At 34.9% G+C, this 15,965-nt stretch carries 11 protein-coding genes; 6 read left to right on the top strand and 5 right to left on the bottom strand.

All coding sequences use genetic code 11. The features are described 5' to 3' along the window. Positions 1 to 41 precede the first annotated feature (41 nt). Positions 42 to 1,559: a 2,3-bisphosphoglycerate-independent phosphoglycerate mutase gene (gene gpmI / locus P2W75_RS01130; RefSeq protein ID WP_207297662.1), complete on the top strand. Its 1,518-nt coding sequence runs from the start codon at positions 42 to 44 to the stop codon at positions 1,557 to 1,559. A 163-nt stretch (positions 1,560 to 1,722) separates the two neighbouring features. Here the strand turns inward: gpmI and P2W75_RS01135 are convergent, their stop codons facing one another. Next, the gene (locus P2W75_RS01135; RefSeq protein WP_276378595.1) at positions 1,723 to 2,973 is read right to left on the bottom strand and encodes a DUF445 domain-containing protein; all 1,251 of its coding nucleotides are present in this window, start codon (positions 2,971 to 2,973) and stop codon (positions 1,723 to 1,725) included. Between the two features lie 248 nt (positions 2,974 to 3,221). Here P2W75_RS01135 and map point away from each other — a divergent pair, with 248 nt between their 5' ends. From map to apaG, 5 genes are all read left to right on the top strand, one after another. Beyond that, positions 3,222 to 4,040, top strand: a complete 819-nt coding sequence (map, locus tag P2W75_RS01140; RefSeq protein ID WP_207297664.1) for a type I methionyl aminopeptidase — start codon at positions 3,222 to 3,224, stop codon at positions 4,038 to 4,040. 146 nt (positions 4,041 to 4,186) lie between these two features. After that, positions 4,187 to 4,960 (top strand): class I SAM-dependent methyltransferase, encoded by a 774-nt coding sequence (locus P2W75_RS01145; protein ID WP_276378596.1) that lies wholly within the window; start codon positions 4,187 to 4,189, stop codon positions 4,958 to 4,960. Positions 4,961 to 5,077: 117 nt separating this feature from the next. After that, positions 5,078 to 7,981, top strand: a complete 2,904-nt coding sequence (locus P2W75_RS01150; RefSeq protein WP_276378597.1) for a DEAD/DEAH box helicase — start codon at positions 5,078 to 5,080, stop codon at positions 7,979 to 7,981. Positions 7,982 to 8,053: 72 nt separating this feature from the next. Then, positions 8,054 to 9,307, top strand: a complete 1,254-nt coding sequence (locus tag P2W75_RS01155) for a DUF5103 domain-containing protein (RefSeq protein WP_207297666.1) — start codon at positions 8,054 to 8,056, stop codon at positions 9,305 to 9,307. Positions 9,308 to 9,384: 77 nt separating this feature from the next. Further along, a complete protein-coding gene (apaG, locus tag P2W75_RS01160; protein ID WP_012023834.1) occupies positions 9,385 to 9,771 on the top strand; it encodes a Co2+/Mg2+ efflux protein ApaG in 387 nt (128 codons plus the stop codon). Here the strand turns inward: apaG and pdeM are convergent, their stop codons facing one another. The 4 genes from pdeM to P2W75_RS01180 all read right to left on the bottom strand — a co-directional run bounded on the left by pdeM (position 9,772) and on the right by P2W75_RS01180 (position 15,799). After that, positions 9,772 to 10,404, bottom strand: a complete 633-nt coding sequence (gene pdeM / locus P2W75_RS01165; protein ID WP_276378599.1) for a ligase-associated DNA damage response endonuclease PdeM — start codon at positions 10,402 to 10,404, stop codon at positions 9,772 to 9,774. 7 nt (positions 10,405 to 10,411) lie between these two features. Beyond that, positions 10,412 to 12,871 (bottom strand): ligase-associated DNA damage response DEXH box helicase, encoded by a 2,460-nt coding sequence (locus P2W75_RS01170; protein WP_276378600.1) that lies wholly within the window; start codon positions 12,869 to 12,871, stop codon positions 10,412 to 10,414. 90 nt (positions 12,872 to 12,961) lie between these two features. Then, complete coding sequence (locus P2W75_RS01175) at positions 12,962 to 14,563, bottom strand: ATP-dependent DNA ligase (RefSeq protein WP_276378601.1); 1,602 nt, start codon at positions 14,561 to 14,563, stop codon at positions 12,962 to 12,964. A gap of 180 nt (positions 14,564 to 14,743) precedes the next feature. Continuing rightward, a complete protein-coding gene (locus P2W75_RS01180; protein ID WP_207297670.1) occupies positions 14,744 to 15,799 on the bottom strand; it encodes a ligase-associated DNA damage response exonuclease in 1,056 nt (351 codons plus the stop codon). Between the last annotated feature and the right edge of the window lie 166 nt (positions 15,800 to 15,965).

A 15,965-nucleotide genomic window follows, 5' to 3' on the forward strand; every position in this document is an offset into this window, starting at 1 on the left:
AACTTTAGAAATGACTTATCTTTGTAGAAAACAAAAAAGAAATGAACAAAAAAGTTATCCTTATGATTTTAGATGGTTGGGGAAAATCTCCTGACCCTAAAGTATCTGCAATAGACAATGCAAATGTTCCATTTATAAATAGTCTTTACAAAAACTACCCAAATGCACAACTTCGTACTGACGGTTTAAACGTTGGTTTACCAGAAGGACAAATGGGAAACAGCGAGGTTGGACACATGAACCTTGGTGCCGGAAGAATTGTATATCAGGATTTAGCAAAAATTAATTTAGCAGTAGCCCACAAAACTCTAGCGAAAGAACAAGTATTAGTTGATGCTTTTACCTATGCGAAAGAAAACAATAAAAAAGTACACTTTTTAGGATTAGTTTCTGACGGAGGTGTTCACTCTCATACTTCTCATTTACGTGGTTTAATCGATGCATCTCAAGAATACGGTTTAGATCAAGTGTATGTTCACGCTTTTACAGACGGGCGTGATGTTGACCCAAAATCGGGTGCCAAATACATTCACGATTTAGAAGATTATATTAAAGATACTCCTGTAAAAATCGCTTCAATCGTGGGCCGTTACTATGCAATGGACCGTGATAAAAGATGGGAACGTGTAAAATTAGCTTATGATTTATTAGTAAACGGAGTTGGAACTCCTTCTAAAAATGCCGTTTCTAGTGTTTTAGCAAGCTATGAAAAAGACGTAACTGACGAATTTATCGAACCGGTTGTTATAGTTGATGAAAACGAAAAACCACTTGCTACGATTATTGAAGGCGACGTTGTGATCTTCTTTAACTTTAGAACAGATAGAGGACGCGAACTTACAGAAGCACTTTCTCAGCATGATTTCCACGAGCAAAACATGCACAAATTAAACTTGTATTATGTAACGCTTACCAACTACGACGAAACATACCAAAATGTAAAAGTAGTTTACAACAAAGATAATATTACAGAAACTCTTGGTGAGGTTTTAGAAAAAGCAGGTAAAAAACAAATCCGTATTGCTGAAACAGAAAAATATCCTCACGTAACTTTCTTCTTCTCAGGTGGAAGAGAAACTCCTTTTGAAGGCGAATCAAGAATCTTAAGAAACTCTCCAAAAGTAGCTACTTACGATTTACAGCCAGAAATGAGCGCTTACGAATTAGCAGATGCCCTTGTTCCTGAATTAAACAAAGGCGAAGTTGATTTCGTATGTTTAAACTTTGCAAATGGCGACATGGTAGGTCATACCGGAATCATGAGTGCTGCAATTAGAGCTTGTGAAGCTGTTGATGCCTGCGCAAAACAAGTTATCGATGCAGCTCTTGCAAACGATTATACAACAATCGTAATTGCTGACCACGGTAACTGCGAAACCATGATTAATCCTGACGGAAGTCCAAATACGGCACACACTACTAATCCGGTGCCGATTATTTTAGTTGACAAACAATTAAAAAGCATCCAAGATGGTGTATTAGGTGATGTTGCTCCTACTATCTTAGAATTAATGGGAGTACAGCAGCCAAATGCAATGACTTGTCATTCATTGTTATAGAAAATTACCCAATAAATATTTAAAACCATATAAGTGATATAAGTTCATTTATATGGTTTTTATTTTTACAATGATGTCAGCCTGAGCGAAGTCGAAGCATTATGGAACAAAGAAGGCTTCGACTTCGCTCAGCCTGACACTTGTGCTTTTATTTTTTTTGCAATCAAAATATAAAATGATACAACTGTTCAACACCATAAATTACAAGTCCAATACAACCTCCTACTAAAGTCCCGTTGATGCGAATGTATTGAAGATCTTTTCCTATTTCAAGTTCCAATTTTTCTGAAACTTCTTTTCCGTCCCAGCTTTTTACAGTTGAGGAAATCAAATCGCCGATTACCTTTTTATTATTCAAAAGAACCGACAACAAATCATTTTTAATAAAATTATTGATCTTGTCAATCATAATTTGATCTTCTTTAATCCCATTTCCAAAAGTCTGAATTAGCCCAGAAATACTATTCTTAATAGAAGAATCATCACCTTTATTTAAATCATTGGTTATCGAAAGTTTTATCTCATCCCAAATTCCGTTGATATAATCCTGAACTTCTTTTTTTCCAACAAAACCCAAAATTATTTCATTGATTTTCAATCTCATTTCTTCTGAGTTCTTCACTTTATCAAGAAAATTATAAACGTACTCGTCAATTTTAATTCTCACAGCACTTTGAGGATTTTTGGCTTCTTCTAAAAAATCCTGAAGACCATTAAAAATCCCTTCTGAAATGCTTTTGTCAGCCAAACCAAAACTCAAAAACGGAGTTGACGCTTTTACTTTTTTTCGGATTAGATCTTTGTTATTTGTCAATTCGGCACTCATTACTTGCAAAAGATTCGTCAATAACTCGTCCTTTACATTTCCTTTTTGCAAAGGTTCTAATGCAAGTGCCACCCAATTCCCAAAATTGATTCCTTCTAATTTTTCTTTAAACTGAACCTGAATAAACCTTCGTACTTCTTCGTCTTTTATGGTTTTTAAAATCCCTGGAATTAAATTTACCGCTACCACATTGGCAATTTTATTTGCATTTTCTTCCTGCGAAAGCCAATCAGAAGCTTTAACGGCAAAGTTGAATTCTTCGAGTTTAATCTCCATTTTTTCGCGATTCAGAAATTCTTCTGAAACAAAATTTCCAAGATTTTCTCCAATTTCATTTTTCTTGGTCGGAATAATTGCCGTATGCCAAATCGGAATTCCCATAGGATGACGAAATAACGCCACAACTGCAAACCAGTCGGCAATACCTCCTACCATTGCAGCTTCGCTAAAAGCCTGTAACATTGGAATTTTAAAATAAATGGCAATTATAAACAGAAGCACTGCAATACCCAAAAGAGCCAAAGCATTTCGCTTCATTTTTCTGAGCGCTTTTACTTTGGTTATATCGTGATCTAGAGTAGTTTTCATGATTACAAATCTTTTTACTACTAATTTATGGCTTTTTTCTGAGAAACTTTTGTGTTATTAGCCACGAATTAACGAATTTTCTTTTTTAGTCTCTAAAATTGAAATTGGTAAAATTGAATTTCTCCAATTTCAATTTGTATAGATTCGAGAATTGCTTCGTCTGTCATTTCGTTCGAGTCTAAGCGAAAAAATTTACATAAAAAAATGAGATAAAAATTGTACTTTTGCCAACTGAAAATCTGAAAAATATGATTATCCAAAAAACCAGAGAGGAAATCGAATTAATGCGCGAAAGTGCTTTGATCGTATCGAAAACATTAGGAATGATTGCTTCTGAAATTAAAGAAGGAGTTACTACATTATATCTAGATAAATTAGCCGAAGAATTCATTCGTGACCACGGTGCCGTTCCTAGCTTTTTAGGATTGTATGGTTTCCCGAATTCACTTTGCATGAGTCCAAATTCCCAAGTCGTTCATGGAATCCCAAATAATACACCTTTACAAAGTGGTGATGTGATATCTGTAGATTGTGGTGCTTTTAAAAACGGTTACCACGGAGATCACGCTTATAGTTTCGAAATTGGAGAAGTAGCACCTGAAGTTAAAAAACTTTTGCAGGTAACGAAAGAATCTCTTTATGTTGGAATTAGAGAATTTAAGGCTGGAAACCGCGTTGAAGATGTTGGAAATGCGATTCAAAAATATACTGAAGCCCACGGTTACGGAGTAGTTCGTGAATTGGTTGGGCATGGTGTTGGACAGAAAATGCACGAAGAACCGGAAATGCCAAACTATGGAAAACGCGGCCGCGGAAAACTTTTTGTGGAAGGAATGGTTGTCGCAATCGAGCCAATGATTAACCTTGGAACAAGAAACATCAAACAACATAAAGATGGCTGGACAATTACAACTGCCGACGGAAAAGCCAGCGCGCATTTCGAACACGATGTGGCACTTGTTGATGGTAAACCAGAATTATTATCGACTTTTCAATACATCTACAAAGCTTTAGGAATTGAAAGCAATGAAGAAGATGAATTTAGAAAAGTCCCTTTAGTATTGTAGTTATTAGCCTAGATTCTAAAATTTTAAAAAAACATTCGAGCTCCTGCAAGGTTTTCAAAACCTTGTAGGTGTCTTTTTTCAAACATTAAATAGCTACAAGGTTTTAAAAACCTTGCAGGAAAACAAAAATATTTTGGAATAACCCCATGAAAAAACTTTTCAAATTAGTTTTAAATACAATACCTCGCCCATTATTAATTCGTTTGAGTTATGTGGCTCGTCCTATTTTAGCCTTTTCATTAAAAGGGGATAAATTTACAGATCCGATTGATGGAAAAAGCTTTAAATCATTTTTGCCTTACGGATACGGAAAACAACGTAACAATGTGCTTTCGCCAAGTACACTTTCTTTAGAAAGACACCGTTTGCTTTGGTTGTATTTAAATGACCAGACTGATTTTTTTACAGCACCCAAAAAAGTATTGCATTTTGCTCCGGAGCAGGCTTTTTATAAAAGATTCCGCAAGCAGAAAAACTTAGATTATACGACGACGGATTTGCTTTCGCCTTTGGCAGATGTAAAAGCAGATATCTGTAATTTACCTTTCCAAGACAACGAGTACGATGTTATTTTATGCAATCACGTTTTAGAACACATTCCAGACGATACTAAAGCAATGCAGGAATTATATCGTGTTTTAAAACCAGGCGGAATGGCAATTTTACAGATTCCGCAGGATTTATCTCGCGAAGTTACTTTTGCAGATGATTCGATTACTGATCAAAAAGAACGTGCTAAAATCTTCGGACAATACGATCACGTGCGTGTTTACGGCCGCGATTATTTCGACAAATTAAGAAGTATTGGTTTTATTGTGATCGAAGAAGATTACACTAACAAAATTGCACCAGAATTGGTTGAAAAATACTGTTTGGCAAAAGGAGAAATTATTCCGCTTTGCTTTAAACAGGAAAACTAATTTTTCATCCTATAAGTGATATAAGTTCATTCAAAAAGAGTTTTCAAATTAGATATTTTGAAAACTCTTTCTTTTTTATAAGCCTCCCAAATCAAAACCAAACAAAAAACCTAAACCTTGGACTTTACAAATTTATTTCAGTTCTGCTTTGACATCAGTTTTGAAAAAAATCTAAACACTTACCTCCCAACAGCCTATATTGTTGAGAATACTGATGACATTAAATATTTAGACAAAAAAGCGAGTAAAGATGTGCTTGAAAGTTTTGGAATCGTTTTTGAAAATTTAGATTCTAATACCAAAAGAATACTAACGGCATGCGAATCGCTAAGACCTGAATACATCTTCAAAAAATTCAGTGCCAAAATCAAATCAGCCAAAACAATTGCAGATCTTCAAAAAGATTCAAAAATTGATTTTGCTATTCGCCAGCATTTAAAACTGTATTTAGGCTCTTTTTACAGTTTGATTGTACAAGAACAATTTCCTTTATCCTTAAACATTGGACCTGAAAAAGACTTTTACCGTTCGAGAGTCAGCATCGATCCGCTGGAGTTTGAACCGCAGATTCAATTCGACAAACATCCAGAAGGTATTACCTATACGCTTTCTTTAAAGGAAAATGAAACTACATTTCTGCCAATGAACAGTACTGTAGATATTCTTTTAGACGAACCAGGCTGGTTAATTATCAATAAAAAACTAGGACAGTTAAAAGAGTTGAACTCAAAAAAACTGATGCCGTTTTTAAAGAAACAATCCATTGAAATTCCATCAAAGTTAGTCGATGATTATTTCAAGAGTTTTATTCCGCAGATCGCTAAGAAATTAGATATCGAAGCCACAGGTTTTGAAATCGAGCTTCGCGATACAATTGTTTCCTGCACGATTCAGCCTGTTTTTGATTTCTTTAAAAACTGTTATTATCTCAATCTTTATTTTGATTACAACGGATATTCTTTTGACTCGAGCAAAACTAAAAAAACACATTCCTTCGTTGATTTCAGCGTAGCCAACGAACCTAAAATCATTCAGTTTAAACGAAGTGCTGCTGAAAGTTTATATGTTGAAAAACTATCCGAAATTGGTTTAGAAAAAATCAAAAATGAATTGTTTGGATTAAATGCTGATGTTGAAAATTCAGATCCTTACATCAACATTCAATTGATTATTGACCATAAAGAAAAACTGAAAGATTTAGGTTTTAATATTCAAAATCTAAAACTGGAAAGCAAAGAAATCATTACTGAAAGCCATACTATTTCTGCCTCAAAAGATACAAACGGAGATTGGTTTGATATTAAAATTATCATTACTGTTGGTCATTATAAAATCAATTTCAGCGAAATTATTCCAAACATTAAGAGCAAAGAAAGACTTTTCCTTTTGCCTGACGGGAATTTTTTCCTGATTCCGCTGGAATGGTTCAGTAAATATGGTTCTTTGGCAAAATTAGCCAAAACAGAAAATGGCGCTTTACTTCTTAGAAAAAGCAATTTTACTGCTTTAGACGGGATTTCGGAAATTGACAATGATTTAGACCAAATTCACCAAGCCGAATTTACTGGTTCAGATTTGATAAAAGCGACTTTAAGACCGTATCAAATTGATGGTGTAAAATGGCTTTTGGGTCATTTTAATTCCAATATGGGCGCTTGTTTAGCCGATGATATGGGACTTGGAAAAACGCTGCAGACTTTATCGGTTTTGGTTTCTGTTCAAGAACAATTAGGCTTCACCACCAAAACCACCAATTTTGATTTGTTTGCCAACGAAACAACAATCGAAAGAGAACCTTTAAAAGCTTTGATTGTTCTTCCTTCATCATTGGTTTTTAACTGGTTTAATGAAGCTGGAAAATTCACACCGCATTTTTCGAAAATGCAATATGTGGGTAATGATCGAAAATCATTGGCAAGCAGAATAAATTCTACCGACTTAATTTTTACGAGTTACAGCATTGTACATCGTGATATTTCAATTTTAGAAAAACACGATTTTCGTTATTTGATTTTAGATGAAAGTCAGTACATCAAAAATAAAAATTCTAAGATTTTTAAAGCCATCAATAAAATCAGCACAGGACATAAAATTGCTTTGAGTGGAACGCCGATCGAAAATTCGCTTGACGATTTATGGTCGCAAATGCAGTTTATCAATCCAGATATTTTGAGCAGTTATGCTTTCTTTATGGAAAATTTTAAAAATCCGATTGAGAAAAAGCAGAACGAAGAAGTTTTAACAGAATTAAAAAACCTTATCCAGCCGTATATTTTAAGAAGAACCAAAGAACAGGTTTTAAAAGATTTACCAGAGTTAACGGAGCAGATTTATTACTGCGATATGGATCCGGAACAGGAAAAATTATACGAGAAAGAAAAATCAAAAGCTCGTAATTTCCTGCTGAAAACAGATTCAAATCCAGATAAAATAAGCATTATCAATACTTTAATGAAGTTGCGACAATTGAGTAATCATCCAAAAATGGTTGACGCAGATTCAGAAATTGATTCGGGAAAATATATTGCAGTGACCAATTATCTGGAAAATTTAGTCAAAGCAAAACAAAAAGTAATCATTTTTAGTTCGTTTGTTACCAATTTAAATTTTTACACTGATTGGTGCAAAGAAAACAAAATAGAGTTTTGCGAAATTACTGGAGAAACGCCTTCAGACAAAAGAGAACAGCAGGTTAAAATGTTTCAGGAAAAAGAAAATCCATTGTTGTTTTTTATTTCGCTAAAAGCTGGAGGTGTTGGATTGAACATTACCAAAGCCTCTTATGTATTGTTTTTAGATCCTTGGTGGAATCCTTTTGCTGAAAAACAAGGAGTGGCGCGAGCTCACCGAATTGGTCAGCTGAATAAAGTAAATGTGATTCGTTTTATTTCTAAAAATACGGTTGAAGAAAAAATTATCAAGATGCAAGAAAACAAAAAACTATTATCGGATTCGCTTTTAGAGGAAAGCTACATCAATGACGAAATTGAAGCGAATTTAGAATACATTTTAAATTCTTAACAAAACCCAATAATTCGGCATCGCAATACGTTTAATAAAATTCTTATATTTACAATCTTACAACGTAATGCGATGCCGAAATTTTTATATACAAGCTTAATTTTTCTTTTTGTTTTTACTTTAGCAAAAGCGCAGGAAAAAGAAATCGATCCTCCTTACAATATCAAAACTGTCACTTTTGTACAGAATGGCAATAATGTTGTTCCTATATTTGAATTAGGTTCTACAATTGAACTTCAGTTTGATGATTTATTTGGAAACGAAGCCAATTATTATTTTGAATTAGTTCACTGCGATTACAACTGGAAACCTTCTGATATTCCAAAAAATGATTACATACGTGGTTTCGACGGCCAGAGAATTATGGATTATTCGAATTCTTTCAATACCCTTCAGATCTATTCGCATTACCGTCTTACTTTTCCAAATCAGTTTACAACACAAATCAGATTATCTGGAAATTATATGCTGAAAATCTTAAATGAAGATAAAGAGGTTGTTTTTTCAAGACGGTTTATTGTTTACGAAAATCATTCTACCGTTGCTGTGCAGGTAAAACGAAGCCGAAACCTCAGCAATATTGATCAAAAACAAAATCTAGATTTCACTATTGCTTCAAATGACATTACTTTTCAAACGCCAGCACAAAACGTAAAAGTGCTTTTACTGCAAAACGGAAACTTCAATACTGCTATTAAAAATGTCGTGCCACAATATACAATAGGAAATCAACTCGTTTATAAATATGATGCCGAAACACAATTTTGGGCTGGCAATGAATTTTTATATTTTGAGAATAAAGACATTCGTGCCGCTAATAATAATGTAGGCCGAATTGGTTCTAACAATGATATTTACAATGCCTATTTGTATACCAATGCCGCAAGAGGAAATCAGATTTACACCAATTATCAGGATGTAAACGGTAATTTTGTGGTAAAAAATATAAATGCTTCCGACAACAGTATCGAAGCCGATTATGCTTGGGTATATTTTACACTTTCGGCTCCCGCTTTCAGACTAAACAAAGACATTTACATTACTGGAATGTTCAATAATTACAGCCTTTCGCCAGAATACAAAATGGATTATAATACCGATAAAGCAGTATTTGAAAAAGCCGTAATGATTAAACAAGGTTTCACCAATTTTCAGTATACAGTAGCCGATAAAAAAGGAAATATTGATAATGAAAATGCTATAGATGGAAATTTCTATCAAACAGAAAACGAATATACTATTCTCGTTTATTACAAAGAAAGTACAGATCGTTATCAAAGAGTGATAGGAAAAGGCAATGCAAACTCGATAAATATCGTTAATTAAAACATTGTTAAGGTTTTAGGTTTCCTAATTTTTTTTCGTAGCTTTGTACCTATAACACACAGATTTACTAGGCTAGTATGGTTTCTCAAATTACTCGAGGCATAAAAATATCGGTTTTAACTAGTTTTGAAGGAACTTACTTCAAGAACTACAAGATTCACTTTGCATTCAGCTATGTGGTTACAATCGAAAATCATAGTAAAGATTCTGTTCAATTGACTTCTCGCCACTGGGAAATTTTCGACTCACTAAACGATTTAGATATTGTTGACGGTGAAGGTGTTATTGGTAAAAAACCTGTTTTAAAACCAGGCGAAAACCACACTTACAGCTCTGGTTGTTTATTATCATCTCCTTATGGTGCTATGAAAGGTCATTTCAATATGATCAATTTCACCACAACTAAAACATTCAAAGTAATTGTTCCTACTTTTAGAATGTGTGCTCCTTTTGCATTAAACTAATCAACGTTTTATTTCGATTACCTCATCTTTTGCAAGTACATATACTTTGTCATTTTCTTCGGGAACCAGATAAAAATTGCCTGTGAATTCTCCAAATGCCGGAAAAATCATTTGATCTGGTTTTCTAAAAAAACACGATAAACTCAAAAACTGTCTTCCTAATCCTTTAAGTTTTATTCCAGGATGAATGTGTCCGCATAAATTGAAAAAATTTTCTCGTGTTGACGGATGATGTGTCAGCAGAAAATCATGTATTGTAATTTCTGAATAGATTCCGATATTCAAATCGGTATAATATTTTTTAGAAATAATATCATGATTGCCTTCTACTAAAATAAGCTGCTGTGTCACGGTTTTAGTCCAATCTTCAAAAAAATCCCATTCATTATTAATTTTACTGTGGAATAAATCTCCTAGAAAAATAATTGTTTCAACATCAAATAATTGCAGAATAGCATTCAACCTATTAAAATTTTCATGAACCGCTTTTTCAGGAATTGCCATTCCGTGTTTCCTGAAATGCGCAATTTTTCCTAGATGCAGATCAGAGATTAAGAGTATTTTCTTTTCTTCCCAAAAAGCCGCACCGCAGGGATGTAATATAAAATTTTGATTGTTGATTGTAATATTCATGTTTTTATTATTTCATGTAACTCGCCGTCATCTTTTTAATTCTTTCTTGTAAAGTTTCGCTCGATAATTTTTCTCTCAGACGGTCGGTAATTATTGGAAAACTAAAAGGTGTTGGTTTTAAACATTGTTTCCAAACGATTTTCTGATTGTTGATTCTTTCCAATGCCTGAATCAAACGTCCTTCTTCGAGCTGATGTTCGAATGTTTCTGTAAAAGCCTGCTGCAATAATAAATTATCAGGTTCGTAATCTCTGAAAACCTCAAAAATCAATTGAGAACCACTTTGCAGATGTTTTGTTTTAACGGGTTTTCCAGGCATTCCGGTAAATACTAAGCCGGCAATAACTGCAATATCGCGAAATTTTCTTCGCGCCATTTCGGTTGAGTTTAAACTTTTTTGCAAATCATAATGTACATATGCAGTTGTAAATAAGTCATTATCAAAAACAGCTTCCATATCAATTTCCTGATCCGAAAGCAGTTCAAATCCATAATCATTATACGCCAGCGAAAAAGTAATTGGCGACAGCAGACTGATTCTGTACGAAATTAAACTGGCCAAAGCTTCGTGTACATAACGACCTTCAAAAGGATAAAAAATAGCATGAAAACCTTCTCTAGTTTTAAAAGTTTCAATTAGAAATTCGTCATTATTAGGAACGATACTTTCTTTGCGCTGTCTATCAAAAATGGGTTTTAATGCTTTTAATTCCGGAGATAAGTTTTCGGTGTTTGCTGCATATAATTCTTCCCGAAGCAATTTACTCATTTGTGCAGATAATGTCATGCGTCCGCCCATCCAGCTAACGGTTTTTGATGTTTTCTTAGGATCGGCTTTTCGAACCAGAACCTGCATATTTTTAATCTGAAACAATTCCAGCCTTCTTCCTGCAAAAGTAAAAACGTCGCCGCGCTGTAATTTCGAAGCAAACCATTCTTCGATAGTTCCAATAAATCCGCCGCTTAAAAATTTTACATTCAAAACGGCATCACCCACAATAGTTCCAATCTGCATTCGATGATGCATCGCAATAAAACGACTGTTGATTTTAAAACGTCCGTCTTCTTCAATTTCTACTTTTTTAAATTCATCGTAAGCTTGCAAACTCTGGCTTCCGTTTGTAATAAAATTGAGAATCCAATTCCAATTTTCTTTGGTTATATTTTGATAACAGAAAGTCGTTTTTACTTCTTCAAAAATTTCATTTGGAAAAAATCCGTCAGAAACCGCCAGTGTATTTAGGTATTGCACCAAAACATCCCAGCTGTTTAAATACGGCATTCGATCTTCGACAACGGTTTTGGCAACTGCTTTTTTTAATGCCGAAGCTTCAATTAATTCCATCGCATGTGTAGCGAGAAAATAAATGACACTTTCTTTTCCCGGCTGGTGTCCGCTTCGTCCTGCTCTCTGCAAAAAACGCGCAACACCTTTTGGTCCGCCAACCTGAATAATAGTTTCTACGGGCGCAAAATCAACGCCAAGATCGAGACTCGAAGTACAAACCACGACTTTTAATTCTTCATGACGAATAGCGCTTTCGACCCATAACCGAATTTCTCTGCTGATACTGCCGTGATGCATGGCCATTTCTCCTGCAAATTCAGGATATTTTTCTAAAATTGCCTGATACCAGATTTCGCAGGCAGAACGGACATTGGTGAAAATTAAAGTAGTTTTGCTTTTTCTGATAATTTTAGCCACCTCATCGATTAAATGTAATCCCATGTGCCCGCGCCACGGATAACTTTCCATCTTCTCTGGAAGAATCGATTCTATTTTTATTTTTTTGTTGATATGAGCTTTTATTAAAACTGAATTTTGATACGCCTCAGAATCTGGACCTAACAAAACCTGCTGCGCTAATTCGAGATTACCAATGGTTGCCGAAATTCCCCAGATACGCATTTTAGGCGCAATAGTTTTAAGTCGGGAAAGAGCCAATTCCATTTGCACACCGCGCTTCGTTCCTAACAATTCATGCCATTCATCTACTACAATTGAACCGCAATTGGCAAAAGTTTTTTCGTATTGTTTTGCAGCCAGCAGAAGTTGTAAACTTTCGGGTGTTGTAATTAACAAATCCGGCATTTTATTTTTCTGCTTCGCCCTTTCGCTTTGTGAAGTATCTCCCGACCGGATTCCGACGGTTAATTGCAAATCCAAATCATCGATAATTCGTTCAGCTGCTTGTTTAATTTCTACCGAAAGTGCACGCAGAGGCGTTATCCAGATTGCTTTTAATCCAGATTTGTGCTTCGTTTTATAATCGGGATTTTTTTTGATGTAATCGAGAACTACCGGAAACCATAAAGCATAAGTTTTTCCGCTCCCAGTTGGTGCGTTTAACAGCCCGTTTTTGCCTTGCAGAAAAGCAGTCCAAGTCTGGGTTTGAAACGGAAATGCTTTCCAGCCCTGATCTCTAAACCAATTTTCGGCAATTATATATAGTTCTTCTCTGTTCATTTTTTTAAGGTACAAAGTGATAAAGGTTCAGAGGTAAAAAGGTTTTTATTTGACACTTTGTTACTTTGTTACTTTGTTGCTTTGTTGCTTTTACGAAATCATATTTTTTAAATCTTCAATAGAATTGGCGTCTTCTATTTTCTTGTCGTGTCTCCATCTTAAAATCCTTGGAAATCGTGTCGCCACTCCGCTTTTGTGTCTTTTAGAAAGTGAAATTCCTTCGAAACCAATTTCAAAAACCAATTGAGGCGTTACACTTCGCACAGGACCAAAACGCTCTAAAGTATTCTTTTTAATGAAATCATCAACACGTCGAAATTCAGCATCGGTTAAACCGGAATACGCTTTTGCGAAAGTTACGAGTTCTTTTTCACCGTTTTCATTTGTCTGCCAGAGTGCAAAAGTATAATCGGTAAAGAGGTTTGATCTTCGTCCGTGTCCGCGCATGGCATAGGTTAAAACGGCATCTATGGTTAAAGGTTCTATTTTCCATTTCCACCAATCACCTTTTTTTCTCCCCACCTGATACGGCGATGTATTTCGTTTTAGCATCAAACCTTCGCTTCTCATTTCTCGGGCACGCATTCTCTCATTGGTAACATCTTCCCAAGTTTTTAACGAAACTCTTTCGGATAACCTAAATGGCGTATTTAAATCTTTAATATCATCATATAAATTTTCCAGTAACGCTCTTCTTTCGCTGTAAGCCAGATTTCGAACATCCTGACCTTCCCATTCTAAAATATCGTATGCTTTTAAAATAACCGGCACTTTTTCCAAAAGATTTGCCGAGATAGTTTTTCTTCCAATTCTAGCTTGAAGATCATTAAATGTACCTATTTGATTGGATGGAAAAGCTAATATTTCGGCATCAATTACGGTTCCGTTTGGTATCAATCCAACGAAAGCCTGAAATTCTGGATATTTATCGGTTACCAGCTCCTCGCCTCTTGACCAGACATAAATTTCATTGTCGCGAATAATAGTTTGCGAACGAATGCCGTCCCATTTATGTTCTATTGACCAGTCTTCTGGACTTCCCAAATCTTCAATTTCTCCTTCAATGGGATAGGCGAGATAAAACGGATAAGGTTTTGAGAGATAATCTGAACTTTTTTCATCCAAAATCAATTCCTGAAAAGTGATTGTATTAGGATTCCAGTTTCCCATTAATTTATAAGCCAAAGCATCTTCATCTACATCTTCTGCTTTTGATAAAGCTCGTGTCATTAATTTTTGGCTTACGCCGATTCTGAAACTTCCTGTAATTAATTTAGTAAAAACAAAACGTTCATAATAATTCAGTGCTTTCCAGTTTTCATGCAGATATTCTTTTTTCTCCGAATCGGGTTTCTTTTTCAAAGCGATTATTTCCTGTAAAAATTCAGTTAAACTTTTATCAGAATGTTCGTTTGTAGTGGGAATTATCAATGCGATAGTTTCGGCCAAATCGCCTACAATATGATAACTTTCTTCAAACAGCCACAACGGAATATTCGCTAATTCGTTTGCCCAAAGACGCAGCAAAGTGGTATTAACAGGTCGTGCCGGACGACGATGCGAAAGAATCGCAATGGTCCAGACTTTATCCTCAGGCGATGCATTTTTAAAATACATCGTAAGGGCATCGACTTTTACATTCGTCTTATTGGAGCTGTCCAGCGTTTTTATGAGTTGGGCAAAGTTTTTCATTTTTACATCCTATCGTTGAGCATAATTAGTAAACCCATAGAATCATTGGTTTTCTTTGTTCTTAAAGGCATTTCATTTATTTAAAAAAACATAGCTATGTGTGAAAACTAGTTTTTCCTTTACCTTCTTTTGATTTCAATTTTAACCTATGTTTCTAAGTGTTTAATTTTTTCGTAATTATTATTTTTCTGAAATAATCGAAGTCTGGACTTGATCTATTTCTACTTCTTTTTCATCTTTTTCCATTTCTGCACTTTCACCTTCATATTGCGTTTTCTCGGTTCTGGCATCGTAACCTAATTCTCTTAAATATTTAGCAAAAATATCCGTATAACCATGTGTACAGATTACCTTTTCCGCACCGGTTGCTTTTATACTTCCTAATAAAGAATGCCAGTCGCAGTGATCACTTAATACGAAACCTTTATCAATAGCTCTTCTTCTTCTTGCTCCGCGAAAGGCCATCCATCCGCTGGCTGCTCCAGTCACAAAAGGTGTCATTTTTCTAATCCAGATACTTCCGTGTGCGCTTGGCGGCGCCAAAACTATATTTCCTAAAAGAGCTTCTCGTTTGGTTTCTCTTGTTATTAATTCGGTTGGAGGAAAATAAACCATTGGCCGTAAAACATTCGTCATATTTTCGATGGCACCGTGAGTGTAGATTTTGCCAATATCGGTATCAAGATATTTTAAAAGTCTTTGTGCTTTTCCTAAAGAATAACCAAATAGAATTGAAGTTCTGCCTTCTGCTTTATTTTCTGCCCACCAATTATTAATTTCCGAAATTACTTCGGCCTGTGGTGTCCAATTGAAAGCCGGAAGACCAAAAGTACATTCGGTTATAAAAGTGTGGCATTTTATGCTTTCGTAAGGGGTAGAAATTCCATCATCTTCGGTTTTGTAATCACCAGTAAAAACCCAGACTTCGCCTTTATGTTCTACCCTGATTTGAGAACTTCCAATAATATGTCCGGCAGGATGAAGCGAAAATTTTACATTATTGATTACAAAGGTTTCCCCCCATTCTTTTCCCGTCACATTTATTTCCCCCAATCGATGGCGGATAATAGGAATATTGGTATGATGTGTAATGTAATTTTGATGTCCCCAGCGAGCATGATCTGAATGTCCGTGTGTAATAATGGCATTTTTTACAGGTCTCCACGGATCAAGATAAACATCGGCCTGCTGGCAGTAAATACCTTTGTCGTTAAAAGCTAAAAGCGGTATTTTCATAGTAATCAAATTAAGACATTCTTTTTAGAAGTAACTCAAATTTAAAGCTTTATAAAATGAGTTGTTTTACAACTTCACTAGATTAGTTTATTAAATTACAACTTTTTAATATTGTATTGTGATATAATCAAATTATCATTTGTACTTTTGTAAAAAATTAAACAAT

Origin of the sequence: Flavobacterium sp. H4147, assembly GCF_029360735.1 — a bacterium.
Taxonomy (GTDB): domain Bacteria; phylum Bacteroidota; class Bacteroidia; order Flavobacteriales; family Flavobacteriaceae; genus Flavobacterium; species Flavobacterium endoglycinae.